The organism is Streptomyces scabichelini (assembly GCF_011045015.1).
Lineage (GTDB): Bacteria > Actinomycetota > Actinomycetes > Streptomycetales > Streptomycetaceae > Streptomyces > Streptomyces scabichelini.
Map to the genome: position 1 here is coordinate 1 of NZ_JAAKZY010000129.1, position 23,389 is coordinate 23,389.

The 23,389-nt window shown below is 70.4% G+C and carries 23 protein-coding genes and 4 pseudogenes; 14 read left to right on the plus strand and 13 right to left on the minus strand.

The features are described 5' to 3' along the window. From G5C60_RS32145 to G5C60_RS52445, 3 genes and pseudogenes are all read right to left on the minus strand, one after another. Positions 1–221, minus strand: a pseudogene (locus tag G5C60_RS32145) (hypothetical protein); the annotation flags it as partial. Between the two features lie 86 nt (positions 222–307). After that, a complete protein-coding gene (locus tag G5C60_RS32150; RefSeq protein WP_165264532.1) occupies positions 308–820 on the minus strand; it encodes a DinB family protein in 513 nt (170 codons plus the stop codon). A gap of 62 nt (positions 821–882) precedes the next feature. After that, a pseudogene (locus tag G5C60_RS52445) lies at positions 883–1,029 on the minus strand (TetR/AcrR family transcriptional regulator); the annotation flags it as partial. Here G5C60_RS52445 and G5C60_RS32155 point away from each other — a divergent pair. Together G5C60_RS32155 and G5C60_RS32160 are read left to right on the plus strand one after the other, a co-directional pair. After that, positions 1,025–1,768, plus strand: a pseudogene (locus G5C60_RS32155) (FAD-dependent monooxygenase); the annotation flags it as partial. The pseudogenes G5C60_RS52445 and G5C60_RS32155 overlap by 5 nt on opposite strands. 20 nt (positions 1,769–1,788) lie before the next feature. Beyond that, entirely contained in the window at positions 1,789–2,694 is a 906-nt protein-coding gene (locus G5C60_RS32160; RefSeq protein WP_165264534.1) for a Gfo/Idh/MocA family oxidoreductase, read from the plus strand. Here the strand turns inward: G5C60_RS32160 and lnt are convergent. After that, positions 2,618–4,204: an apolipoprotein N-acyltransferase gene (lnt, locus tag G5C60_RS32165; protein WP_165264535.1), complete on the minus strand. Its 1,587-nt coding sequence runs from the start codon at positions 4,202–4,204 to the stop codon at positions 2,618–2,620. The genes G5C60_RS32160 and lnt overlap by 77 nt on opposite strands. Positions 4,205–4,300: 96 nt before the next feature. Further along, a complete protein-coding gene (locus tag G5C60_RS32170; protein ID WP_165264536.1) occupies positions 4,301–4,786 on the minus strand; it encodes a nuclear transport factor 2 family protein in 486 nt (161 codons plus the stop codon). Between the two features lie 125 nt (positions 4,787–4,911). Here G5C60_RS32170 and G5C60_RS52450 point away from each other — a divergent pair. The 3 genes and pseudogenes from G5C60_RS52450 to G5C60_RS32185 form a co-directional block, all read left to right on the plus strand. Then, a pseudogene (locus G5C60_RS52450) lies at positions 4,912–5,186 on the plus strand (DUF4291 family protein); the annotation flags it as partial. Positions 5,187–5,379: 193 nt separating this feature from the next. Then, positions 5,380–6,570, plus strand: a complete 1,191-nt coding sequence (locus tag G5C60_RS32180) for an alginate lyase family protein (RefSeq protein ID WP_165264537.1) — start codon at positions 5,380–5,382, stop codon at positions 6,568–6,570. 179 nt (positions 6,571–6,749) lie between these two features. After that, positions 6,750–7,490 carry an SDR family NAD(P)-dependent oxidoreductase gene (locus G5C60_RS32185; RefSeq protein WP_165264538.1) on the plus strand — a complete coding sequence of 247 codons (741 nt, stop codon included), beginning with the start codon at positions 6,750–6,752 and terminating at the stop codon, positions 7,488–7,490. A gap of 107 nt (positions 7,491–7,597) precedes the next feature. Here the strand turns inward: G5C60_RS32185 and G5C60_RS32190 are convergent, their stop codons facing one another. Beyond that, positions 7,598–7,777: a hypothetical protein gene (locus tag G5C60_RS32190; RefSeq protein ID WP_165264539.1), complete on the minus strand. Its 180-nt coding sequence runs from the start codon at positions 7,775–7,777 to the stop codon at positions 7,598–7,600. A 117-nt stretch (positions 7,778–7,894) separates the two neighbouring features. Continuing rightward, entirely contained in the window at positions 7,895–8,770 is an 876-nt protein-coding gene (locus G5C60_RS32195) for an undecaprenyl-diphosphate phosphatase (protein WP_165264540.1), read from the minus strand. A 366-nt stretch (positions 8,771–9,136) separates the two neighbouring features. Here G5C60_RS32195 and G5C60_RS32200 point away from each other — a divergent pair, with 366 nt between their 5' ends. Genes G5C60_RS32200 through G5C60_RS32210 form a run of 3 tightly spaced genes read left to right on the plus strand, consistent with a single transcriptional unit; the run spans position 9,137 to position 11,999 of the window. Then, on the plus strand, positions 9,137–10,351 hold the full coding sequence (locus tag G5C60_RS32200) for a Gfo/Idh/MocA family protein (RefSeq protein WP_165264541.1): 1,215 nt from the start codon (positions 9,137–9,139) through the stop codon (positions 10,349–10,351). Continuing rightward, entirely contained in the window at positions 10,348–11,283 is a 936-nt protein-coding gene (locus tag G5C60_RS32205) for a DUF6807 domain-containing protein (RefSeq protein ID WP_165264542.1), read from the plus strand. Before G5C60_RS32200 ends, G5C60_RS32205 begins: the two co-directional genes overlap by 4 nt. Continuing rightward, on the plus strand, positions 11,277–11,999 hold the full coding sequence (locus G5C60_RS32210) for a cupin domain-containing protein (RefSeq protein ID WP_420907429.1): 723 nt from the start codon (positions 11,277–11,279) through the stop codon (positions 11,997–11,999). The genes G5C60_RS32205 and G5C60_RS32210 overlap by 7 nt, the downstream gene beginning before the upstream one ends. Before the next feature lie 4 nt (positions 12,000–12,003). On the opposite strand, the gene G5C60_RS32215 is transcribed toward G5C60_RS32210, so the two are convergent. Beyond that, on the minus strand, positions 12,004–12,474 hold the full coding sequence (locus G5C60_RS32215; RefSeq protein WP_165264544.1) for a winged helix-turn-helix transcriptional regulator: 471 nt from the start codon (positions 12,472–12,474) through the stop codon (positions 12,004–12,006). A 128-nt stretch (positions 12,475–12,602) separates the two neighbouring features. Here G5C60_RS32215 and G5C60_RS32220 point away from each other — a divergent pair, with 128 nt between their 5' ends. Then, positions 12,603–13,772: a thiolase family protein gene (locus G5C60_RS32220; protein ID WP_165264545.1), complete on the plus strand. Its 1,170-nt coding sequence runs from the start codon at positions 12,603–12,605 to the stop codon at positions 13,770–13,772. Between the two features lie 39 nt (positions 13,773–13,811). Here G5C60_RS32220 and G5C60_RS32225 read toward each other — a convergent pair whose 3' ends face one another. Further along, on the minus strand, positions 13,812–14,600 hold the full coding sequence (locus tag G5C60_RS32225) for a TVP38/TMEM64 family protein (protein ID WP_165264546.1): 789 nt from the start codon (positions 14,598–14,600) through the stop codon (positions 13,812–13,814). Between the two features lie 49 nt (positions 14,601–14,649). Between G5C60_RS32225 and G5C60_RS32230 the strand changes: the two genes are divergently transcribed. The 3 genes from G5C60_RS32230 (at position 14,650) to G5C60_RS32240 (ending at position 18,114) form a co-directional block, all read left to right on the plus strand. Beyond that, entirely contained in the window at positions 14,650–15,399 is a 750-nt protein-coding gene (locus G5C60_RS32230) for a DNA alkylation repair protein (protein ID WP_165264547.1), read from the plus strand. A 313-nt stretch (positions 15,400–15,712) separates the two neighbouring features. Further along, positions 15,713–16,882, plus strand: coding sequence for an elongation factor Tu (gene tuf / locus G5C60_RS32235; RefSeq protein ID WP_165264548.1), 1,170 nt, complete (start codon positions 15,713–15,715; stop codon positions 16,880–16,882). Positions 16,883–17,268: 386 nt separating this feature from the next. Then, a complete protein-coding gene (locus G5C60_RS32240; protein WP_338145993.1) occupies positions 17,269–18,114 on the plus strand; it encodes a spermidine synthase in 846 nt (281 codons plus the stop codon). On the opposite strand, the gene G5C60_RS32245 is transcribed toward G5C60_RS32240, so the two are convergent. From G5C60_RS32245 to G5C60_RS32255, 3 genes are all read right to left on the minus strand, one after another. Further along, positions 18,076–19,389 carry an MFS transporter gene (locus tag G5C60_RS32245; RefSeq protein ID WP_165264549.1) on the minus strand — a complete coding sequence of 438 codons (1,314 nt, stop codon included), beginning with the start codon at positions 19,387–19,389 and terminating at the stop codon, positions 18,076–18,078. The two genes, G5C60_RS32240 and G5C60_RS32245, sit on opposite strands and share 39 nt — an antisense overlap. 55 nt (positions 19,390–19,444) lie before the next feature. Then, positions 19,445–20,473, minus strand: coding sequence for a DUF8017 domain-containing protein (locus tag G5C60_RS32250; RefSeq protein ID WP_165264550.1), 1,029 nt, complete (start codon positions 20,471–20,473; stop codon positions 19,445–19,447). An 86-nt stretch (positions 20,474–20,559) separates the two neighbouring features. Further along, positions 20,560–21,576, minus strand: coding sequence for a DUF8017 domain-containing protein (locus G5C60_RS32255; protein WP_165264551.1), 1,017 nt, complete (start codon positions 21,574–21,576; stop codon positions 20,560–20,562). Positions 21,577–21,663: 87 nt separating this feature from the next. Here G5C60_RS32255 and G5C60_RS32260 point away from each other — a divergent pair, with 87 nt between their 5' ends. Beyond that, positions 21,664–22,101: a DUF4442 domain-containing protein gene (locus G5C60_RS32260; protein WP_165264559.1), complete on the plus strand. Its 438-nt coding sequence runs from the start codon at positions 21,664–21,666 to the stop codon at positions 22,099–22,101. Positions 22,102–22,269: 168 nt separating this feature from the next. Beyond that, positions 22,270–22,491, plus strand: a complete 222-nt coding sequence (locus G5C60_RS32265; RefSeq protein WP_165264552.1) for a hypothetical protein — start codon at positions 22,270–22,272, stop codon at positions 22,489–22,491. A gap of 194 nt (positions 22,492–22,685) precedes the next feature. Here the strand turns inward: G5C60_RS32265 and G5C60_RS32270 are convergent, their stop codons facing one another. Beyond that, complete coding sequence (locus G5C60_RS32270) at positions 22,686–23,210, minus strand: GtrA domain-containing protein (RefSeq protein WP_165264553.1); 525 nt, start codon at positions 23,208–23,210, stop codon at positions 22,686–22,688. Positions 23,211–23,389: the final 179 nt, after the last annotated feature.

The following is a 23,389-nucleotide window of genomic DNA, read 5'->3' on the forward strand; positions in this document are numbered from 1 at the left end:
GGCGGTGCGGGGCGGTGGGGCGGGCCGACGTGTTCCAGTGCCTCGCGGGCCGGGGCCTGCACGATGTGGGGTTCGGCCCTGACGTCGGCGTGCGATGCCGAGGGCTTGCCCGGTGGAGCCGGCACGCCGGGAGAGGGCGGGTGCTGCACGGTCACGCAGCCGGAGACGGCCGAGACGGCCACGGTGACCAGGAGCGTTGCGGTGGTCGTCGTTCGATGCACCCGCGCAACTCTGCTGTGTCCGGCCCGCATCGGGGAGCTGACAAGCGAAGGATGCCCCGCATGGGTGAACAGCCCGTGCCCGTGCCTCACTCGCCGGTGACTCCGTCGATCCGCTCGCGGATCAGGTCGGCGTGGCCGTTGTGGCGTGCGTACTCCTCGATCATGTGCGTGTAGATCCAACGGAGGGTGAAGGGCTCGTCGGAGAACCGGCTCTTGCCCATGGAGGGATCGTCAAGGCCGAAGTCGGCCGCATGGCGCCGGGCGATCTCGATCTCGCCCTGCCAGGTGGCGTACGCCTCCTCCCATGTGTCCGCATCGGTGAGATGGAACTCGCCGTCCCGGTCCTCGTCGCTGTAGTAGATCGGTCCCGCGTCGTCTCCCACGAGGACCCTGCGGAACCAGCTCCGCTCGACCTCCGCCATGTGCCGCACGAGCCCCATCAAGGAGAGCTCGGAGGGTTCCACGGCGGCGGTCCTGAGCTGGGCGTCGCTCAGGTCCTCGCACTTCCACGCCAGCGTCCGGCGGTGGTAGTCGAGCCAGCCTTCCAGCATCGTGCGTTCGTCGGCGTTCAGGGCGGGTTGGCGGCGCTCAGTCGTCATGCCCGCATCCTGGCCCGCCCGATACCGAACCCGCCAGGCGTTTTCACGCGCCCTCGGCCGGTTCAGCCACCCAGCATCCCCTCCACCAGCTCCCGCAGCCCTTCCCGCACCTCGTCGAGGCTCGGCACTTCCCCGTGGTACGAGCCCGCCACACACGTGAACATCAGCCCGTCGAACCAGGCGACCAGCGACAGGACATGCCGCGCCGGGGACGGCGCCGTACGCCGCACGCTCTTCCCCGAGCACGGGGGACCGGTCTACTCCGGCTTCACGATCTGGCGGATCGTCACCGCGGTGCCGGGCGTCCGCTTCGTCGCGCAGGAGACCTGGGGCAGCGGCCGCTTCTGGGGCACGCAGCCACTCAAGGACGGCAGGGTCCACACGTACGCGGCCGCCAAGGTCCCGGGCGGCGGGCGGGCGACCGACGACGAGCGCGCCGAACTCGTCCGGCTCTTCGGTGACTGGCACGACCCGATCCCCGCCGTCATCGCCGCCGTCCGCCCCGAGGACGTACTGCGCCACGACGTCCGCCACATCGCCGAGCCCCTGCCCGCCTTCCACGGCGGCCGGGTCGCGCTGCTCGGCGACGCCGCGCACGCCATGCCGCCGACCCTTGGCCAGGGCGGCAACCAAGCCATCGAGGACGCCGTCGTACTCGCCCACCATGCCGACCCCGAGGGGCCGGACCTCGCCGCGTACACGGCGGACCGCAAGCCGCGTACCACCGCCATCGCCCGCAAGGCCGTCGGTGCCGGACGCCTCAGCCTGATGCGCAGCCGTCCCGGGATCGCCCTGCGCAATGCCACGATCGCGGCGGTGTCCAAGGCCGCACCCGCCCTCCTCCTGCGGAGTTTCGACGGAATCGCCGACTGGCGGCCTCCCAAGCCGCCGTATGCTTCCGACCAGGCACACACCCGTCAGGCACACACCCGCCAGGCACACCCGTAGGCGCCCAGGAGGAGACCCTTGTGAAGGTCGGCTGCATCGGACTCGGTGACATCGCGGTGAAGGCGTATCTGCCGGTGCTGACCACTCAGCCGGGCGTCGAACTGCATCTGCACACGCGGACACCCGCCACCCTCACCAGGGTCGCCGACAGCCTCCACATCCCGGACGGGCGCCGCCACACCGACCTCTCCGAACTGCTCGCCCAGGACCTCGACGCGGCGTTCGTACACGCGCCCACCCAGGCGCACCCCGAGATCGTGACACGGCTGCTGGAAGCGGGCGTGGCGACGTATGTCGACAAGCCGATGGCGTACGAACTCGCCGACAGCGAACGCCTGGTGCGGCTCGCGGAGGAGCGGAACACCAGTCTCGCCGTCGGCTTCAACCGGCGCTACGCACCCGGTTACGCCCAGTGCGCCGATCACCCGCGCGAGCTGATCCTGATGCAGAAGAACCGCGTCGGCCTGCCGGAACACCCCCGCACGATGATCCTCGACGACTTCATCCATGTCGTGGACACGCTGCGGTTCCTGGTGCCAGGCCCGGTCGACGACGTGACCGTGCGGGCCCGGGTCGAGGACGGGCTGCTGCACCACGTCGCGCTGGTGCTGGCCGGGGACGGGTTCACGGCGCTCGGTGTGATGAACCGGCTGAGCGGCTCGAACGAGGAGATCCTCGAGGTGTCGGGGCAGGACACCAAGCGTCAGGTCGTCAATCTCGCCGAGGTCATCGACCACAAGGGCCAGCCGACCGTGCGGCGCCGCGGCGACTGGGTGCCGGTGGCCCGGCAGCGCGGCATCGAGCAGGTCGTGCTCGCGTTCCTCGACGCCGTGCGCGCGGGCAAGGTGCTCAGCGCCCGGGACGCGCTGGCGACTCATGAGCTGTGCGAGCGGGTGGTGCGTGCGGTGGAGGAACCGTCCGCCTGATCCGCAGCGACCGTGCGCCTTCCGTGGCGCACAGGGCAGCCAGGATCAGCAGCGCCGCGTACACCGGCCACTCGCCGAACCGCGCGTACGGCGTGACACCGCCGGCCAGCGGTACGTCGTACACCGCCGACGCGCCGGCGCTCGTACCGAGCCAGTCCCCGACCCGCTCGCCGCTGGGGCCGTAGACGGCGGAGACCCCGGTGAGCGTCGAGTGCACCATCGGCCGGCCCGTCTCGGCGGCCCGCAGCGCCGCCAGCGACGCGTGCTGCTCCGGCGCCCAGCTCTGCTGGAACGTCGAGGTCGACGACTGGGCCAGCAGCACCTCGGCGCCGTCCCGCGCGAGACGGCGGCTCATGTCGGGGAACGCCGACTCGAAACAGATCATCGGGCCGACGCGCAGTCCGTTCCCGACGTTCATCACCACCTGCTCGGTGCCGCGCTTGCGATCCTCGCCCGCCGCCTTGCCGACGGAGGTGGCCCAGCCGAGGGCGGAACGGAACGGGACGTACTCCCCGAAGGGGACGAGCCGCATCTTGTCGTAGCGGTCGCCGGTGGGGCCCTGTGGGCCGACGACCACCGAACTCTTGTAGATGCCGGGCTGGTCGGAGCGGCGCGCGTCCACGTTCACGATGATGTCGGCGCCCACCTCGCGGGACAGCGCGGCGATCCGGTCCGCCAGGTCGGGCCGGTCGGCCAGGTCGAAGCCGACGCTGCTCTCGCCCCATACGACGAGGTCCAGGTCCTGCCCGGCCAGCTGCCGGGTAAGCGCCTCCTCACGCGCGAACCGCTTCTCGCCGGAGTCGGCGCCGTCGATCGGGCCGGGCTGCACGACGGCGATCCGCACCTGGCTGTCGGCGTCCGGGCGCGGCGACCACATCCAGGCCGCCGAGGTGGCGACGGCCGTCGCCACCAGTCCGGCGACGGCCGGCACACGTGACCGGCGTATCGCGACGAGGACGGCCACCGCGACGTTCACGGCGACGATCAGGAAGCTGAGCAGCCACACCCCGCCGACCGAGGCGAGCCGCAGCGCGGGCTCCACCTCCCACTGGCTCGACCCGAGCAGACCCCACGGCCCGCCCAAGCCCTCCCAGGAGCGCACGAGTTCGACCATCAGCCAGCCCGAGGGCAGCACGAAGAGCGCGGCCACGACCTTGCCGGGCGAGGGCACCCCGGCCAGGAACCGGCGGATCAGCCAGCCCCACGGGGCCCACAGCAGACCGAGCAGGGCGGCTATGACGAACGTGAAGACGTGCAGACTCGGCAGCAGCCAGTGGTGCACGGCCAGCATGAAGCCGAGCCCGCCCAGCCAGCCGTCGTACGCCGCCCGCCGGCCCGTCGGTGCCGAGCGCGCGAGCAGGATCCACGGCACCAGCGCGACGTACGCGAACCACCACAGGGATGGCGCCGGAAGACTCAGCATGGGCAGGGCCCCGGCGAGTGCGGCCGCGGCTCCGCGCCACCAGCGAGAGCCGAGACGTCGGCGCCAGTCAGTGGCGGACAGTTGCATTCAGCGCCTCCCTCGGCCCCCGACGCCCGGTGCGCACCTCTCTGTGCGTACGTCCAGTGTGCGCGACCGGGACGATCTCCGTAAGGGCGTGTCCGCTCAGGTCGCGGCGGGCTCCTGACGTGTCTGCGGGGCCCGCCGCCACTTCTCGTCGACGACCACTCCGCGCAGCCGCCAGCCGCTGTCCGTACGCTGCAGCGCGAAGTCGTAACGGCCGCCGCACACGAAGTCGGGCGCTGTGGAGCCGCTTTCGTGTCCCGCGAACCGCATCGGGTTCACATAGTCCGCCCCCACCTGCGCCGTGTCACCGATGTCCTGCTCGAGCAGTCCGAACCGCACCCGCCGGTTGACGATCAGATGCTGGCGCATCGGGAACAGCTCCATGGTCTGCGCCAGCCACCCGGCGATCGCCGCCGCATCGCCCTCGATACCGCCCGCCGACCGGTAGTCCGCGCGCCCGTCCGGCGTGAACAGGCCCCGGTACGCCTCCCAGTCCCCGTCGTCGACCGCCACCGCGTATTCGGTGATCAGTCCGTCGATCGCGAGCCGGTCCATCACGGTCGCCAGTTCCACACGCTGCGTCATCGGCTCAGTGTTGGTCACGTGGCGGGCCGCGCCAAGAGGCGCGGCGATATTCACCGGCCGCGTGTCGGCGATGTGGTCACCTTCCAGAATCCGGTGGCCGCAGCCGCCGGCCGCACTCGGGGAGCCAGGCGTACCGGCCGGAGATCGGGCTGCCGACGGCGCGCGACGGGCGGTTTCCGGAGGCGTGGAAGCGGGACCTGCACCTACAGCCCCTGCTGTACCGGTCCCTGCAACTCGGTCTGTCGGGGCTGCCGTACGACGCTACGCAGACGAATGGACGGCCGCCATCCACGACGTGACCCCACTCGCCCGCGAGATCCATGTCCTGGTCAACGGTGGTGACCCGGAATCGGCAGCCCGATCGGTGTGGTGCCGGCCGAAGGCGGGACGTCTGGCGTGACATTGCTGCGCACCGCGCCACACGCCAACGGAGCCCAACTCCGGTGAGTTGAGCTTTCGTTGTTGTCCGGGACCGGTTCTCCATGGACCGGCCACACCTGTCTATTGACATGTACACAAGCCTTCCTTATGGTCCAGGCCAATGTTCTTCATTCGGAACTGCGTTCTCATTCGTGAACAGAAGAGGTCATCGGATGACACGAACCAGAACCGCCCTGCTGAGTGTTCTCGCCCTACTGGCCGGCCTGCTGAGCCTTGAGCTCACCGGCCCGGCCCCACGGGCAACGGCCGCACCGACAACCTTCACCCACCCCGGCGTGCTCGTGAGCCGGGACCAACTCGACTACGCCCGGTCAAAGGTGCAGGCCGGCCAACAGCCATGGAAGGCCGCGTACGACAACATGATGGCCAGCTCCTACGCTTCACTGTCGCGTACCGCCAAGCCGCGGGCCGTCGTGGAGTGCGGACCGTCGTCCAACCCCAACCGCGGCTGCACCGACGAGCGTCAGGACGCCATCGCGGCCTACACCCAAGCGCTCGCCTGGTACTTCACCAGGGACGCCAGGTACGCCAAGAAGTCGATCGAGATCATGGACGCCTGGTCCGCGAGCATCACCGATCACACCAACAGCAACGCCCCGCTGCAGACCGGCTGGGCCGGATCGACCTGGCCGCGCGCCGCCGAGATCATCAAGTACACCTACGACGGCGGCTGGCCGGGCTCGGGCCGCTTCGCGACCATGCTTCGCACCGTCTACCTGCCCGAGGTGATCAACGGCGCAGCGACCAAGAACGGCAACTGGGAACTGGTCATGACCGAGGCGGCGATCGGTATCTCGGTCTTCATCGAGGACCGCACCAGCTACGACAAGGCGGTCAGCACCTACCTCGCCCGGGTTCCCGCGTACATCTACCTGACCAGTGATGGCGCCCTGCCGAAGCCGCCGGCGGGCAGCAGCATCGACACCAGCGCCGAGATCATCAAGTACTGGCAGGGCCAGAGCACCTTCACCAACGGCCTCTCCCAGGAGACCTGCCGGGACTTCGGGCACACCGGCTGGGGCATCGCCTCCATAGCCGACATCGCGGAGACCAGCCGCATCCAGGGCCAGGACCTCTATCCGAGGATCCAGGACCGGCTGCGCCACGCGCTGGGCTTCCACACCTCCTACGAGAACGGCACCGCCGTACCTTCCTGGTTGTGCGGCGGCTCGGTCAACAAGGGCCTCGACCAGGTCACGGAGGTCGGACTCAACGCCCTCCAGAACCGCCTCGGGATCGGCATGTCCAACACCCAGAAGTACACCGAGGAACACCGGCCCTCCGGCACGGACAACTACTTCAACGCCTGGACGACCCTCACGCACGCCAACAACCCCAGCTGAGGACCACCGCCGACCCGCCCGGCCCCGCAGGGGCAGCACCTCGGCAGGATCCCTGCCGACCCCTGCGGGCTGGGCGGTACCGGGCTGATGGGCGTGCGCGTCGTACCACCTCGACGAAGACGTACTGGCGCATCTGCGATCGTAGGCAGGACACACACGTGGATCATGAAGGAGCCCATATGTCTCGTCCTGTCACGGTCGTCACGGGCGGCAGCCGGAGGATCGGTGCGGCGACGTGCCGGCGGCTGGCGGCGGACGGGCACGACCTGGTGGTGGCGTACGCGCACGATGACGCGGCCGCGGAGCGGACCGCTACAGCCGTACGCGAGGCGGGGGCGCGCTGCGTCACCGTGCGTGTCGACGTCTCCGACGAGGGCGACGTCGAACGGCTCTTCGATGCGGCGACGGAACGGCTCGGGCCGGTGACAGGTCTGGTCAACAACGCCGGAGTGACCGGTCCGCTGGGCCGCCTCGCCGACGCGGACACCGCCGATCTGCGCCGCGTCGTGGAGGTCAACCTGCTCGGTACGCTGCTGTGCTCACGTCGGGCCGCGCGGGACATGGTGCCCCGCGGCGCCGGTGTCATCGTCAACGTGTCATCGGGGGCGGCCACGCTCGGCAGTCCCGGAGAGTACGTCCACTACGCGGCGAGCAAGGCGGCGATCGACGCGCTGACGTTGGGTCTCTCGAAGGAGCTCGGGCCGGACGGCATCCGCGTCAACGCAGTGGCCCCGGGCCTCGTCGACACCGACATGCACGCGGCGATGGGCGACCCGGACCGCCCGGCCCGGCTGACCCCGTCGATCCCGCTCCGCCGCGCCGGCGCCCCCGGCGAGATCGCCGCGGCCATCGCGTGGCTGCTGTCACCGGAGGCTTCTTATGCCACGGGCGCGGTGCTACGGGTGGCAGGCGGACGCTGAGTCCCGCCCCGCTAGGGGCGCGGGGAACTGCGCGACAAGCCACAACCGACCCGCAGTCCTAGAACCCCGCAACCCACCGAGCTCTCGGAACTGCTCAACCAGCGGAGCTAGGCCGCTTCGATGACCTCGCCGCGTACCGCCGCCGCCCACTGGACCACCAGCAGTTCGTACTCCGCTCGCTCCTGGGGCGACAAGGAGCTGCCCGAGCGTATCCACAAGGCGCGGATCTGCTCATTCAGCGCGGCAGCGGACCGCACGGAACCAGGGGTCACGGAGTTGGGGGACATGCGCACAAGCGTAGGGCCATGGACTGACAGCCCGCTACCGGACGACTACCCAAGTCGTATGTGGTTGGTCACGATGAAGGCCGAGCCGGCAGCTGGTCCGGGTCCGGAGGCCGGCGCTCAGCCCGCCGATTCCGCCGCGTGCGGGCTCAGGGCGCCCATGCTGACCAGCACGATGATCACTATGCCGAGCAGGACGCGGTAGTAGACGAAGGGCATGAAGGACTTGGTGGAGATGAACTTCATGAACCAGGCGATGACTACGTAACCCACCACGAAAGCGATGATCGTCGCGAAGATGGTCGGCCCCCAGGACACATGCCCGCTCTCGCTCGCGTCCTTCAGCTCGAAGAGGCCGGAGGCGAGGACCGCCGGAATGGCGAGCAGGAAGGAGTAGCGGGCCGCGGCCTCGCGGCTGTAGCTCATGAGGAGGCCGCCGCTGATGGTGGCGCCGGAGCGGGAGACGCCGGGAATGAGGGCCATGGCCTGGCAGGCGCCGTAGATGAGGCCGTCCCGGACGGTCAGCTCCTGGAGCGTCTTGCGCTCCTTCGCCACCCGATGCTTGCCGCCCGTCTCCTCGCGTGCCGCGAGCCGGTCCGCGACCCCCAGGATGATGCCCATCACGATCAGCGTCGTCGCGGTGATGCGCAGGTCGCGGAACGGCCCCTCGATCTGGTCCTTGAACGTGACGCCCAGCACACCGATCGGAATCGAGCCGATGATCACGAGCCAGCCCATCCGCGCGTCGTGATCCTGCCGCATCTCCTTGTTCACCAGCGAGCGGGACCACGCCGAGATGATGCGCGCGATGTCCTTGCGGAAGTAGATCAGCACCGCGGTCTCCGTGCCGATCTGGGTGATCGCGGTGAAGGCCGCCCCCGGGTCGTCCCAGCTCGCGAACGCCGCGGTCAGCCGCAGATGCGCGCTGGAGGAGATGGGCAGGAACTCGGTCAGCCCCTGGACGAGTCCGAGGATGAGGGATTCAAACCAAGACATGAAGTTACGTGATCCAAGTGCTGAGGGCGGGTGCGGAGCGTACGGGCGGACGGGCGCGCCGTGTTGCCGTTGTTGCCGTCTGTGGTGATCAGGCGCGACCGGGGCAGCGTAGCGTCCCGCGGTGACGGTGCGGGCGGCCGGGCCTCCCCATTGCGCACCAGCGCACGCCTTCAGTCAGCGCACCTCGGCGCACCTCGGCGCACCACGGTGCACCCCCTGCAACGGTGACCAGGGTGTTGACCCGCCACGACCCCGCCGCTTACGTTTCCGCGAGAAGTGAAAGCGCTTGCTGTCATCGGTGGCCACCGGAGCCGGCGGGCGCCCGCCAGAACAGACGCCCCGCCCGATGGAGTGCTGATCACGTAGATGCGTACCCCCCGCGACGCAACCGCCAGCGAGACGATCCCGCACCAGACCTCGTACCAGAACCGCCCCGCGGCCCCGTTCGACGGCCGTCGCATCAAGGCCGCGATCATCGGCACCGGAGCCATCGCCGGCAGCCACCTGCCCGCCCTCGCCGCGCTCGCCGCCGAGGGCGAGGTGGAGGTCGTCGCGGCGGTCGACATCGACGACGCTGCGGTGAAGCGGTTCTGCGCGGAGGGCGGCGTCCCGCACGCGTACACCGATCTCGACCGGATGCTGGCCGAACAGCGACCCGACCTCGTCTCCGTCTGCACCCCGCCGACCCTGCACCGCGCGCAGACCGTCGCCGCACTGCGCGCCGGCGCGTGGGTGTGGTGCGAGAAGCCGCCGGTGCCGTCGCTCGCCGACTACGACGCGGTGGAGGCCGAGGAGGGAGCCGTCGGCGGTCCGTACGCCTCGATCGTCTTCCAGCACCGCTTCGGTTCCGGCGCGAGACACGTACGACGGCTGATCGCCGAAGAAGCCATGGGGCGGCCCCTCGTGGCGCACTGCCAGACGACCTGGTACCGCAACGCCGCCTACTACGCGGTGCCCTGGCGCGGAAAGTGGCAGACCGAGGGCGGCGGTCCCGCCATGGGGCACGGCATCCACCAGATGGACCTGCTGCTCGACCTGCTCGGCCCGTGGACCGAGGTGCGGGCCATGGCCGGACGCCTGGTGCACGACGTGCAGACGGAGGACGTCTCGACGGCGCTCGTACGCTTCGAGAGCGGTGCTCTGGCGACCGTGGTCAACAGCGTGCTCAGCCCGGACGAGGTCAGCCGTATCCGCATCGACTGCGAGCGGGCGACGGTCGAACTCACCCATCTCTACGGCCACAGCAACGACAACTGGCGTGTGATCCCGGTGCCGGACGCACCGGCCGAGGACGTGGCCGCCTGGCAGGACTTCGGCGCGGACGTGCCGAGTTCGCACCTGGCCCAGCTGCGGGAACTGGTGGCGAGCATGCGCGCGGGCGAACGGCCGCGCAGCAGCGGCGCCGACGGGCGCACCAGCCTGGAGCTGATCACCGCGCTCTACAAGTCGGCGTTCACGGACACGACCGTACGGGCCGGTGAGATCGGCCCCGGCGACCCGTACTACACCGCCCTGCACGGCGGTGCACCCGGCTGGGCACCGGCGCCGTCGGCGTCGCACGAGGAGGAGGTACCGGCATGACCGCACACGACGGCATGCGCATCGTCCACAGCCACGGCGACCGCATCACGATCACCGAACCCGCCACCGGCGTCGAGCTGTTGAGTTACGTCTACGGCCCCGAGGCGGCCTGGGAGGCTCCGAAGCCGTACGTGCATCCGCTCAGGACCCTGGCGGGCAACGTTGTCACGGACTACCGGCCCAACGACCACCGCTGGCACAAGGGCCTCCAGATGACCGCCTCGCATCTGTCGGGGGCGAACCTGTGGGGCGGCAACTCGTATGTGCACGGACAGGGGTATCTCGAACTCCCGGAGCGCGTCGGGTCGATGGCGCACGTCGAGTTCGACCAGGTCGACTCGGACAGGGGGGCGGCGGTCATCGCCGAGCGGCTCACCTGGCACCCGTACGACGGGACGCTGTGGGCCGAGGAGGAGCGCCGTATCGAGGTGCACGACGTGGACCCGGCGTCCGGTTCCTGGGCGCTGACCTGGACGACCGCCGTCACCAACCGGCGTGACGAGCCCCTGCGGTTCGGCAGTCCCACGACGGCCGGGCGGGAGATGGCCGGCTACACGGGCCTGTTCTGGCGTGGTCCGCGTGCCTTCCGGGACGGGCGGATCATCGGGCCCGACAGCGAGGGGCCCGAGCTGATGGGGCAGCAGGCGCCCTGGCTCGCGTACTCGGGGGAGCACGACGTCGCCGACGGGCACGCGACCCTCGTCTTCGCGCACGCCCCGGAGAACGACCACACCGGCGCGGGCGGCGCCCACCCGGCCCACTGGTTCGTCCGCAACGAGCCCTTCGCGGCCGTCGCGCCGTCCTTCGCCTTCTTCGACGAACTGGAACTCGCTCCCGGCGACACCCTCACCCGCCGCTACCGCGTCGTCGTCGCCGACGGGGTGTGGGAACGCGAGGAGATCGCCAAGTACCTGGAGGAGCACCCGTGGTGAGCGCTGCCCCCGGCTTCACCGGACTTCCCGGAGCCGTCGCCGTCTCGCATCTGTCCGTCTACGACTGGCCTGCCGCGGACGGGGTGTGCGGCGGAACTCCCCATCTGCATCTGACCTGTTCGGAGGCGTACGTCGTCACCGGCGGGCGGGGCGCGGTGCAGACCCTGACGACCTCCGGGTACGAGGTGACGCCCCTCGCGCCCGGCACGGTCGCCTGGTTCACGCCCGGCACCATCCACCGGCTCGTCAACGAGGACGAACTGCGCATCACCGTGCTCATGCAGAACAACGGCCTTCCCGAGGCGGGGGACGCGGTGCTCACACTGCCCCCGAAGTACCTGACCGACCCGGAGACGTACGCCGCCGCCACCGTCATCCCGGCGGACGCGCCCGAGGAGGAGCGAGAGCGGATCGCGCGCGCCCGGCGTGACCTCGCCCTCGAGGGCTACCGGGCACTGCGCGACGCGGACGGGCCCGAGGCGCTCGCCGCCTTCCACCGGGCCGCGGCCGCGCTCGTGCGGCCCCGGCTCGCCGAGTGGCGCGAGCGCTGGGAACGCGGAGCCCGGTCGGCCGCCGCGGCCACGGGGGACCAGCTCGAACGGCTCGAGAAGGGCGACGTGTCCCACCTCGGCGACGCCGTCGTACGCGCTGAACAGCCGTCCGCGTACGGCAAGTTCGGGATGTGCGGACGGCTCGACGTCTACCGGGGCGCGTAAGCGTTTACGCCACCGCGGGCCCCGCCACGGTCCAGCCCGGGGCCTGCGGGTGTGCGGTCAGGTCCTCGTGGCGCACTGTGTCGCCGCAGGCGGGGCAGGTGACGACCGGGACGAGTTCGTTGCCGCAACTGTGCACGACCACCATGGGGCGATCGCCGTCTTTCCGGAGATGGCGGTCGCCCCACGCCATGAGCGTCATCAGGACCGGCTCCAGTTCGAGGCCCGCGGTCGTGGGCCGGTACTCGAAGCGCTGCGGGCGCTCGCTGTAGACCGACTTCTTGAGGATGCCCGCGTCGACGAGGCGGCGCAGGCGCGTGGCCAGGACGTCGCGCGGGGCGCCGATGTTGCGGACCAGCTGGTCGAAGCGTCGGTTGCCGAGGCACACCTCGCGCAGGACGAGCAGGGAGTACTTCTCGCCGACGACGGACAGGGTTTCGGCGATCGAGCAGGGGCGCGGATCTTTGGGGGCGGCCATGTACCTCAGTCTAGGGAAGGAGGGTTTGCTTTTCCAACCTGCGGGGTTATGGTGAGTTTGGATTTCCTACTCACTGGTAATCGCCCTGGCGTCGCCAGCCGCAGACGCCGGCCAAGGAGGCCCGCACCATGCGTGACGCAGTCATCGTCGAAGCCGTACGCACCCCCATAGGCAAGGGCAAGCCGAACGGTGCCCTCGCTCATGTCCATCCCGTGGAACTCCTCGCCCATACGCTGCGCTCGCTCGTCGAGCGTTCTGGTGTCGACCCGGCGCTGATCGACGACGTCATCGGCGGCACGGTCGACCAGGTCGGCGAGCAGGCCATGAACACCACCCGTTACGCCGTGCTCTCGGCGGGCTTCCCCGAGACGGTGCCCGCGACGACGGTGGACCGTCAGTGCGGTTCGTCCCAGCAGGCCGTGCACTTCGCGGCGCAGGGCGTCATCTCGGGGGCGTACGACCTGGTCGTGGCCTGCGGAGTGGAGTCGATGAGCCGTGTACCGATGTGGTCCAACGTGCCGGCCGGCAAGGATCCCTTCGGGCCCGGAGTCGCCGAGCGCTACCCGGAGGGCCTGGTGCCGCAGGGCATCAGCGCCGAGCTGATCGCGGCCAAGTGGTCGATCTCGCGCGACCGGATGGACGCGTTCGCGGTGGACTCGCACCGGAAGGCGGCCGCGGCCTGGGAGAACGGCCTGTTCGCCGACGAAGTCGCGCCGCTGGATGGCGTGTTGCGCGACGAGTGCGTCCGGCCCGGCAGCACCACGGAGGTTCTGGCCGGCCTCAAGCCCGCCTACTACGACCCGAATTTCGCCGAACGCTTCCCGCAGATCGAGTGGAACGTCACTGCGGGCAACGCCAGCCCCATCAATGACGGAGCGTCCGCCGTGCTGATCACGTCGAGTGAGACCGCGGCCCGCCTCGGCCTGCGCCCGCTGGCCCGGCTGCACAGCTTCGCGGTCACCGGATCCGATCCGCTGCTGATGCTCACGGGTGTCATCCCCGCCACCGAGAAGGTGCTCCGCAAGGCGTCGCTGACCGTCGACGACATCGATCTCTTCGAGGTCAACGAGGCCTTCTCCAGCGTCGTCCTCGGCTGGCAGCAGGAGACGGGCGCCGACCTCGCCAAGGTCAACGTGCACGGCGGCGCGATCGCCATCGGCCACCCGCTCGGCGCGAGCGGCACCCGCCTGACGACCACCCTCGTGCACGCGATGAGGTCCCGCGGGGCCCGCTACGCACTCCAGACGATGTGCGAGGCGGGCGGCCTGGCGAACGCGATGGTGTTGGAGGGCCTGTAGGCAGGGCTCACCGATTGCCCTCAGCAGGTGCGGAAATGGTCAGCGGCCGCGGAAGTGGTGGCGCTTGCGCCAGGCGATGGCCGCTCCGGCCAGGGCCGGGAGGGCGATGCAGGCCATGGCGATCAGGAAGGCGGGGGATGTCGGGGTCGAGGCGCGGGCGCCGGCGACGACGTACGCGGCGGTGTTCGGGATCGAGCCGAGGGCTGTGGCGAGGAGGAAGGGGAGGTAGCCCATACGGGAGACGGACGCGCAGTAGTTCGCCGCCCAGAACGGCACTCCGGGGAACAGCCGCGCGGCCATCATCGAACGGAAGCCGTGGCGGCTGAGCTGGCCGTCGGCCAGCTTCAGCCAGCGTCCGCGCAGCAGGGGCCGCAGCGCGTCCTGCCCGAGGATCCGGCCGAGCCCGAACGCGATCCCCGCCCCGAGCACCGTGCCGGTGAGCGCGGCCCCGAGTCCCAGCTGCGAGCCGAACAGGGCGCCCGCCGCGAGATTGAGGAGCGGCCGCGGCACGAACGCGACCGTGCACAGCCCGTAGGCCACGGCGAACACCACGGCCGCCGCGGCACCGTTCACCTGCGGTGGCCAGCCGTCGGCCAGCAGCTTCTGCGGCTGGAAGAGCAGCACCGTCGCGGCGGCGGCCATGAGCAGCGCCACGAGCAGGGACAGCCGGGACCACGGCGAGAGCAGCGCTCTCGTGCAGCGTGCGGCAAGGCTCTTGGGGGCGTCGGCGAACTCAGGGCTGGCGAACTCCGCGGTGGCGAGGTCCGTGGCGGTGGCCGGGGGAGCGGCCGTGGCGGTGCCGCCAGAGCGGGTGGTGGCATCGAGCATTCGGCGACACTAACCGACCCATGTGTGTGATCGCCGTATGGTTCGTCTCATGGGCGTCACAGGCTCGGGAACGTCAGGTGGCCGGTCCGGGACACCGCGCAGCTGGCCGCGGGTACCGCGCAGTGCCCTCGCGGACACCGTGGTGACACGTCTCACGGCCACGTACGCCGCGGCGGCGGACCCCGAACGCGCCGCGTCGGCACGCGCGTACGTGAAGGACGCGGCGCCCTTCCTCGGCATCCCCGCGCCCGAGCGCCGCGCCCTGTCCCGCACCGTCCTGGAGGGCACGCCGCTCCCCGACGAGGCGGACTGCACCGCCGTCGCGCTGCGCTGCTGGCGGCTGCCGGAGCGCGAGTACCACTACTTCGCCGTCGACTACCTGCGCCGCCATGTGAAGCGCTGCTCTTCCGGCTTCCTGCCGGTCGCCCGGCATCTGGTCACCACCGTCTCCTGGTGGGACACCGTCGACGCACTCGCCTCCCACGTAGTGGGAGGCCTTGTCGCCGCCGATCCCGAGCTCAAGGCGGACATGGACGCGTGGATCGAGGACGACGACCTGTGGGTCGCCCGCACCGCGCTCCTCCACCAGCTGCGCTACAAGGACGCCACCGATACGGAACGGCTCTTCGCGTACTGCCTGCGCCAGTCCGGGCACACCGACTTCTTCATCCGCAAGGCGATCGGCTGGTGCCTGCGCGAGTACGCCAAGACGGATCCGCGGGCCGTACGCGACTTCGTGGCCCGGGAGCGGCTCTCGCCGCTCTCCGTACGTGAGGCGCTCAAGAACATAGGCCCCTGACGGACCAGCAGAACCACTGGTCAGCCCCAGATTCCCGGCCGCCGAAATTCATTCGACGCGGGCTGACACGTCAGCAATGATCTCCTCATGTTCCGGCACGCCTTCCTCCTGGCAGCATCCGCAGTCGCGGATGCCCCGAAGGCTGCCGTTCTGATCACAGTGGCCGCCGTCGACGGCGCCCGAAGCTGACCCTCTCCGGATCGTCCGGCGGACCCCGCAGGGGGAGGGTCGGCAAGTTCCTTGGGGTCCCCGTTCCGGCCTGTTCGCGCCGGGACCATCACTCGGTTCCACTGAGAGGCTTCGAGGTACCGCCATGTCCAAAACGGCTTACGTCCGCACGAAACCGCATCTGAACATCGGCACGATGGGCCATGTCGACCACGGCAAGACCACCCTGACCGCCGCCATCACCAAAGTCCTCGCCGAGCGCGGCTCCGGCACGTTCGTCCCGTTCGACCGCATCGACCGGGCACCGGAGGAGGCGGCGCGCGGCATCACCATCAACATCGCGCACGTCGAGTACGAGACCGACACCCGGCACTACGCGCACGTGGACATGCCGGGCCACGCCGACTACGTCAAGAACATGGTCACCGGGGCCGCACAGCTGGACGGCGCGATCCTCGTCGTCTCCGCGCTCGACGGGATCATGCCGCAGACCGCCGAGCACGTACTGCTCGCCCGGCAGGTGGGCGTCGACCACATCGTCGTAGCCCTCAACAAGGCCGACGCGGGCGACGAGGAGCTCACCGACCTCGTCGAGCTGGAGGTCCGCGAACTGCTCTCCGCGCACGGCTACGGCGGCGACTCCGTACCGGTCGTACGGGTCTCGGGGCTCAAGGCCCTTGAGGGGGACCCGCGTTGGACCGCGGCGATCGACGCGTTGCTCGACGCCGTGGACACGTACGTGCCGATGCCCGAGCGCTATCTCGACGCGCCGTTCCTGCTGCCCGTCGAGAACGTGCTCACCATCACCGGTCGCGGCACCGTCGTGACGGGTGCGGTCGAGCGGGGCACGATCAAGGTCGGAGACCGTGTCGAAGTGCTCGGTGCCGGTGTCGACACGGTGGTCACCGGCCTGGAGACCTTCGGCAAGCCCATGGAGGAGGCGCAGGCCGGCGACAACGTGGCGCTGCTGCTGCGCGGTGTCGCCCGTGACGCGGTGCGCCGCGGCCATATCGTCGCGGCGCCCGACAGCGTCGTACCCAGCCGTCGCTTCTCCGCTCAGGTGTACGTCCTGTCGACGCGCGAGGGCGGGCGTACGACGCCGGTGTCCACCGGGTATCGGCCGCAGTTCTACATCCGCACCGCGGACGTGGTCGGTGACGTCGACCTCGGCGAGCGGGCTGTTGCGCGGCCCGGCGAGACCGTCACCATGACGGTCTCGTTGGGCCGCGACGTCCCGCTCGAGCCGGGGCTCGGGTTCGCGATCCGCGAAGGTGGCCGGACGGTTGGTGCGGGGACGGTGACCTCCGTGGGGTGAGCGGGGCGCCTACCGGGAGGGTGGGTTCGGTTCGCAGGCGAGTGCGGGTTCGTCGTGGCTTGTCGCGCAGTTCCCCGCGCCCCTAAAGGGGCGCGCCCCGGAACCGCAACGTAAGCCATCACGCACCCGCCACTCACCCACCCGCACTTTCCCACCGGCGGGAGGGGGCGTGGGTCGGTGCGTCGTATGCCCGTCGCGTAGGTTCGGTCTCAGGTCACCCGCACTGTGTACCGACACCGGGCCGTATGCCCACCCTGCGACGGGCTGACGCACCGGCCCACGGCCCCGACCCCCAACGAACCCAGGGGCGCGGGGAACTGCGCGAGCAACCACCCACGAACCCGCACCCGACAACGAACCCAACCGCTCAACCGCCGGAGGCACCCGTGGACGAGCCGATACCCGTGACGCGAGACGTCGATCACGGGACCGCCAAGCTGATGCCGGACGTCGACCGGAAGCGGGCCTGGCTGCTGACGGTGAACGGGGCTCCGCAGTCGTACGTCGATCTGGACGCGCCGACGCACCTGGAGTTCGAGTACGCGCAACGGCTCGGACACGTCCTCGACACCCTCGCAGAGCCCGCGCGCCCGCTCGACGTACTGCACCTCGGCGGCGGCGCCCTCACCCTGCCCCGGTATCTCGCCGCGACCCGGCCGGGGTCCCGGCAGGACGTCGTCGAGGCCGACCGAGGCCTGCTGAACCTCGTGGCCGAGTACGTGCCCGTCCCCGACGGCACGGGCGTCGAACTGCACGTCGCCGACGCCCGCGCCTGGCTGGAAACCGCCGCCCCCGACTCCGTCGACGTACTGATCGCCGACGTCTTCGGCGGCTCACGCGTCCCGGCGCACCTGACGTCGGTGGCGTACGCGCGAGAGGCCGAGCGGGTCCTGCGCGGCGACGGGGTCTATCTGGCGAACCTCGCCGACGCCGCGCCCTTCGCCTTCCTGCGCTCCCAACTCGCCACGTTCTCCACGGTGTTCGAGGAGCTGGCGCTGATCGCCGAGCCGGGCGTCCTGCGCGGCCGCCGCTTCGGCAACGCGATCCTCGTCGCCTCCCACCGCCCCGTCGACACGGCCACTCTGGCCCGCCGCACCGCCTCCGACGCGTTCCCGGCCCGCATCGAGCACGGATCGGCGCTGCGGGACTTCATCGGGGACGCCGAGCCCGTACGGGACGAGAGCGCCGTGCCGTCACCCGAGCCGCCCGACGGGGCCTTCAGCATTGGGTGAACCGTCGGCCGGACCGGGCTCGACGCCGTGCGCCACCTGCTTGGTGTGCCGGGTGAGATTCCGTACGTCGGGCACGCACAGCACGGCTGCCGTGACCACGATGACCAGCCCCGCTGAGCCCCACAGGGCCTCCGTACGCCCGAAGGCGGCCTCCGCCGGGCCCGCCAGCGCCGTGGCCAGCGGGATCATCGCGTACGAGCCGAACATGTCGTACGCCGAGATACGCGAGAGCTTCTCCTCGGGGATCTCCTGGTGCAGTGCGGTCATCCAGGTGACGCCGAACACCTCGATCGTCACGCCGGTCACGAACATCACCACACACAGGGCGACGATCGGCACGGGAACGGCGAGCGCGGCGGACGGCAGGGCCAAGGGGAAGGCGCAGAGGGTGCCCGTGAGGAGCATGCGGCGTGGTTTCCATCGGGTCATGAGCAGCGCGCCGACGGCGTTGCCGGCCGCGAACATGGCCAGCGCCACACCCCACGGTCCCGCACCGCCGAGGCTCTCCCGGGCGATCTGGGGACCGTAGACCGCGTCGGCCGCGACGACGACCGCGTTCGCGACGGAGAACTGCACGACGATCGCCCACAGCCACGTCTGGCCGATGAACTCCCGCCAGCCGTCCCGGAGATCGGCGAGCATGCCGCCGCCCGGTTCGCGTGGCGGGATGTGGCTCACGTCGAGGAACGAGCGCAGTGCCCCGGCGACCGCGAACGCCGCCGCGTCCACCACGAGCACCCAGCCGGGCCCGATCACGGCGACCATCGCCCCGCCCAGGGCCGCGCCGCTGAGCGAGGCTCCCTGCGTCGCCAGCCGGAACAACGCGAAGGCACGGCTGACCTGTTCGCCGCTGACCGAGGACATCAGCATGCCCTCGGCCGCGGGGCCGAAGAACGCCTGCCCGGTACCGCCGAGCGCGGACAGCAGGATCATCTGCCACAGCAGTGGCTCCCCGGTGAGGACGAGCGCCCCGAAGGCCCCCTGCGAGAGGCAGTTGAGGGTGTTGGCCGAGACCATCACCCGGTGCCGCGGCAGCCGGTCCGCGATCGCGCCCCCGATCAGCAGGAACACCACCAGGGGCAGCGTCCGCGCCGCTGCGACCAGACCGACGTCCCCGCTGTCCCCGCCCGTCTCCAGAACCGCGAACGCCGCCGCGATCAGCGCGCCTTGGCTGCCCAGGCTCGTCACGACCGCGGCGGCGGTCAAAAGTGTGTAGTTCCGGCCGGCCCAGTCGGGGCGGCGCAGACGTTTCGGGGCGGCGGCGGAACTGGTCACTGGGGAACTATCGTTGCCGCCGCCCCGGCTTGCCAATCACTGTTTGCGCCGGAAGCTACGTATCCGTAGGCGCGGTATCGGTAAGGCGCACCGTGGCCAGGATCTTCTGAACGGTCGCTTCCGGAATCTCCTCGTCGACGCCCTTGGCGCCGTAGAGATTCCAGGTCACGAAGTCGCCCGCGCCGTTCTTGAACGCGAAGGTGATGGCCTTGCCCTCGGTGTCGCACTTTCCGTTCTGCGGCGTGTTCTGCGAATAGGCCGTGGCGACACTGCCCTCAAGGCCCGAAGTCGTCGTGTACGCCTTCGGCTTGGTGAACTTGACGCTCTTCTTGTCCGGCTGCGTGTAGCCGCCGAAGATCCACCACGGCACCCGTGTCTCGGCCGCCTGCGCCGTGCCCGTGGCGCCGTTCTCGCCACGCGTTCCCGCGGTGGCGAGAGCGGTGTCCTCCTCGCGGCCGTCCTTGTCGTCGTCGTCCGAACACCACTTGGACTTGAGATAGGCGGGAGCGGTCACGGTGGTCCGGTCCGTCTTGCCCTTCTCTTCCCATTCGAAGCCGACACTGGTGTCCGCGCTGTCGAGTTCCCAGCCGGCGGGCACGTCGAACTTGGTGCCGAACCGCGGGTTGACCACGACCTGCCAGCCGGGAATGGTCGGCTTCTCGCTGTCGGTACCGCGCGGATTGTCCCCACCGCCGGACGCGGTCGCGCTCGGCTTCTTGGACGGCGGCGCCGAAGTGGCCGCGCCCTTCTTGTCGGAGTCGCCCGCCGTGTCGTCCTTGTCGCCGCCCAGGACCAGGAATCCGGTGACGCCGGCCGCGATGACGACGGCCGTGGCCGCGACGATCGCGACGAGCTTCGTCTTCTTGTTGTCACCGCCGCCCTGCGGCGGCTGGGGCGCGCCCAGCGGGACCGTGGGCGTACCCCAGCCCGGCTGACCGGGCTCCTGCGCATACGGGTTGGGCTGCTGCTGATATCCGGGCTGCTGGTACGGATTCGGCTGCTGGTACCCCGGCTGCTGGTACGGATTCTGATTCGGGTCCTGCGGGTTCTGCTCGCCCCCGGGCGGCTGCTGTCCTGGCCACATGAGCGTCAACCCTAGCGGCGTGGGGACACGTTTTTGTCACTGACTCTCGTCAGCGGTGTAGCGGTCACGACTCCGACGGCTGTGCGTCACGACTCCGACGGCTGCGCGTACAGCCGCACGGTGCCGAGTATTTTCTTCACCGTCGCGTCCGGTACCTCCCCGGACACGCCCTTGGCGCCGACGAACGACCACGAGACGAAGTCGCCGTCAGAGTCCCTGAAGGCGAACGTCGTCGCCTTGCCGTCCGAGTCGCACTTGTCCTTCTTTGCGACCCCGGAGGACCGGGACGTGGCCACGCTGCCGGTGATGCCGGACGTGGTGGTGAACGACGACACCGCACTGGTCTCGACGAGTTTCCTGTCCGGCTGTGTGTACGCGCCGTAGACCCAGGCCTTCGAGTCCGCCCGGGCGATCTCCTCGGTGCTCTTGGCACCGTTGTTGCCCTTGCTGCCCGCGCTCGCCAGCGACGTGAAGTCCACGTTCCCGTCCTTGTCCTCGTCGGCGCCGCACCACTTCTCCTTGAGGTTGGCGGGCGCCATCATGGCGACGAGGGGCTTCTCCTCGGGGTCGTCGTCCTCGGCGACGTACGACACCCAGTCCTTCGAGGTGAGGCTCCACTCGGCGGGCACGTCGAAGGCGATGCCGCGTTTGGGGTTCACGACGGCCTTCCAGCCCGCGATCGTCGGCTGTTCACCGGCGGAGGCGCGTGGGTTGCCGGAACTGGTGGGCTGTGCACTGGACTTGGTGGGATCCGGTTCGGCCTTGTCGTCCTTGTCGCCGCCCAGCAGAACGAATCCGGTCACGCCCGCGGCGACCACGACGGCCGCCGCCGCGACGATCGCTACGAGCTTCGTCCGCCCGCCGCCCGGCGGAGGCACGGGCGCGCCCGAAGGGACCGTGGGAGCAGTCCACTGGCCTTGCTGGTACGGGCCTTGCTGGAGCGGGCTCTGCTGGTACTGACCTTGCTGGTACGGGCCCTGCTGATAGGGATTCGGCTGCTGATGGCCGGGTTGCTGGTACGGGTTGGGTTGCTGCCCGCCGCCACCGTTCGGCTGATGCTGCGGATTCTGCCCGCCCCCTGGCGGCTGCTCTCCTGGCCACATGCGCGGCAACGATACTGCGATCACATCGCCGACTTCTGGCCAGGAAGGCTACTCGTGGGTAACGTGACGGTCATGAGCGCAGACCAGATGTCGATCGGCGAGATGCTCGCCGCCACGGTGCCGATGGTCCGGACCCTGAAACTCGAGTACCTCGAGACCACGCCGGAGAAGGCCGTACTCGCCCTGCCCGACCAGAGCGAGTACCACAACCACGTCGGCGGGCCGCACGCCGGAGCGATGTTCACGCTGGGAGAGTCGGCGAGCGGGGCGGTCGTCCTCGCCGCGTTCGGGGACCAGCTGGCGCGCGCCGTACCGCTCGCCGTCAGCGCCGAGATCGCGTACAAGAAGCTTGCGCGCGGGACCGTCACGGCCACCGCGACACTCGGCCGTCCCATCGCCGAGGTCATCGCCGAGCTCGACGAGGGCAAGCGCCCCGAGTTCCCGGTCGCCGTCGCCATCCAGCGGGAGGACGGCGCCGTCACTGGCGAGATGAGGGTCGTCTGGACCTTGCGACCGAACAACTGAGCCTGGTCGCCGCCCTGTTTGCCGGGTCCTGGCAGGTTCCCTGGTTCGAAACTGCCGACGCTGCCCTGTGACCCGTACCGCGTGGGCCTTCACAATGAAGAGCGAAGAGCATGGAGGGCTGGTGCTCTCGGGCCGGGGACCGTGAGTTCGTTGTGGGTGGGGGATGCGATGGTGTTCGTGGTGATCGTCGGTGTCGCTCTGCTCGGGCTCGTCGTCTGGGCGACGGGCGTGTTGATACGGCGGGAGAGCCGACGGCTCGAGACGACCGCCGAGGGTCACCGCATCGAGTCGGCCGCCACGCAGGGCATCCGCGACGCCCGCCGCCGAGCCCGCGCACTCCACCGGATGGGCGGCGCCGGCGGGATCAGCCGCTTGGACGTGCGCGACTAGGGACCCACCCGGAACCTATCCGGGACCTTCCCGGGCGGTTCGGGAGCTCGCCGTCGAGGTCGAGCGACTGCCCGCCCTCGGCGGCTGGCCACCTCCGGGAGGTCCAAACCCGTAGCTCATCGGGCCTTTTGTGCCCGTCGGCCCGTCGGCCCGTCGGCCCGTCGGCCCGCGCGGCACGCCGCCCCGCGGAGCGGTCAGGCGGCGTGGCACAGCACCGCGGGGCCCGCCGGAGCCACGGCGCGGGCCATGGTCGCGTGCACGGGGCGGGCGGTGCGGGCGGTGGCCGGGGCCTGCGCGCGGTTCCGTGCGAAGACGACGAGGCGCAGCACCGCGAAGCGCCCGACACCGGCGAGTGCGGAGGCGGACAGGTAGACGACCTGCTCGAGCACCGCACCGGGCGTCGCCACCAGCTGCTGCAGGACAAGCATCGCCCCGCTGGTCACCGCGTACGCGGCCGCCGCGGACCCGGCCGACTGCACATGCTGGCGCCGGCTCGCGCGCCCGCCCGCGCCGAAGGTGAAGCGGGCGTGCAGTTCGGTGGCCAGGAGCGTGGAGACCACGGTGATCAGGGCGTTGGCCAGGGCCCAGGGAATCCATGAGGCGAGGGCCGCCACGGCGAAGCTGGAGGCGAGCCCCACCCCGCCGCCGTAGAGCACGAAGCGGGCGAATGCGGCGAAGGCGCCGGGTGCCGCCTGCTGCCGGCTCTGCGCTGTCTCCATGATCCGACCCCTTTGCTGGCTCACTCCGCGAAACGCGCACCCCTCGGCCGACAAGACCGAGGGGTGCACTGCTGATGGCATCATCATGGCACATGGATGGCACCATGGCGAGCCATATGTGGTGTCGTCGGTGTCATCATTGGTGTCACGGCGTGGAATACGTCCTTCTCGACGGAGTG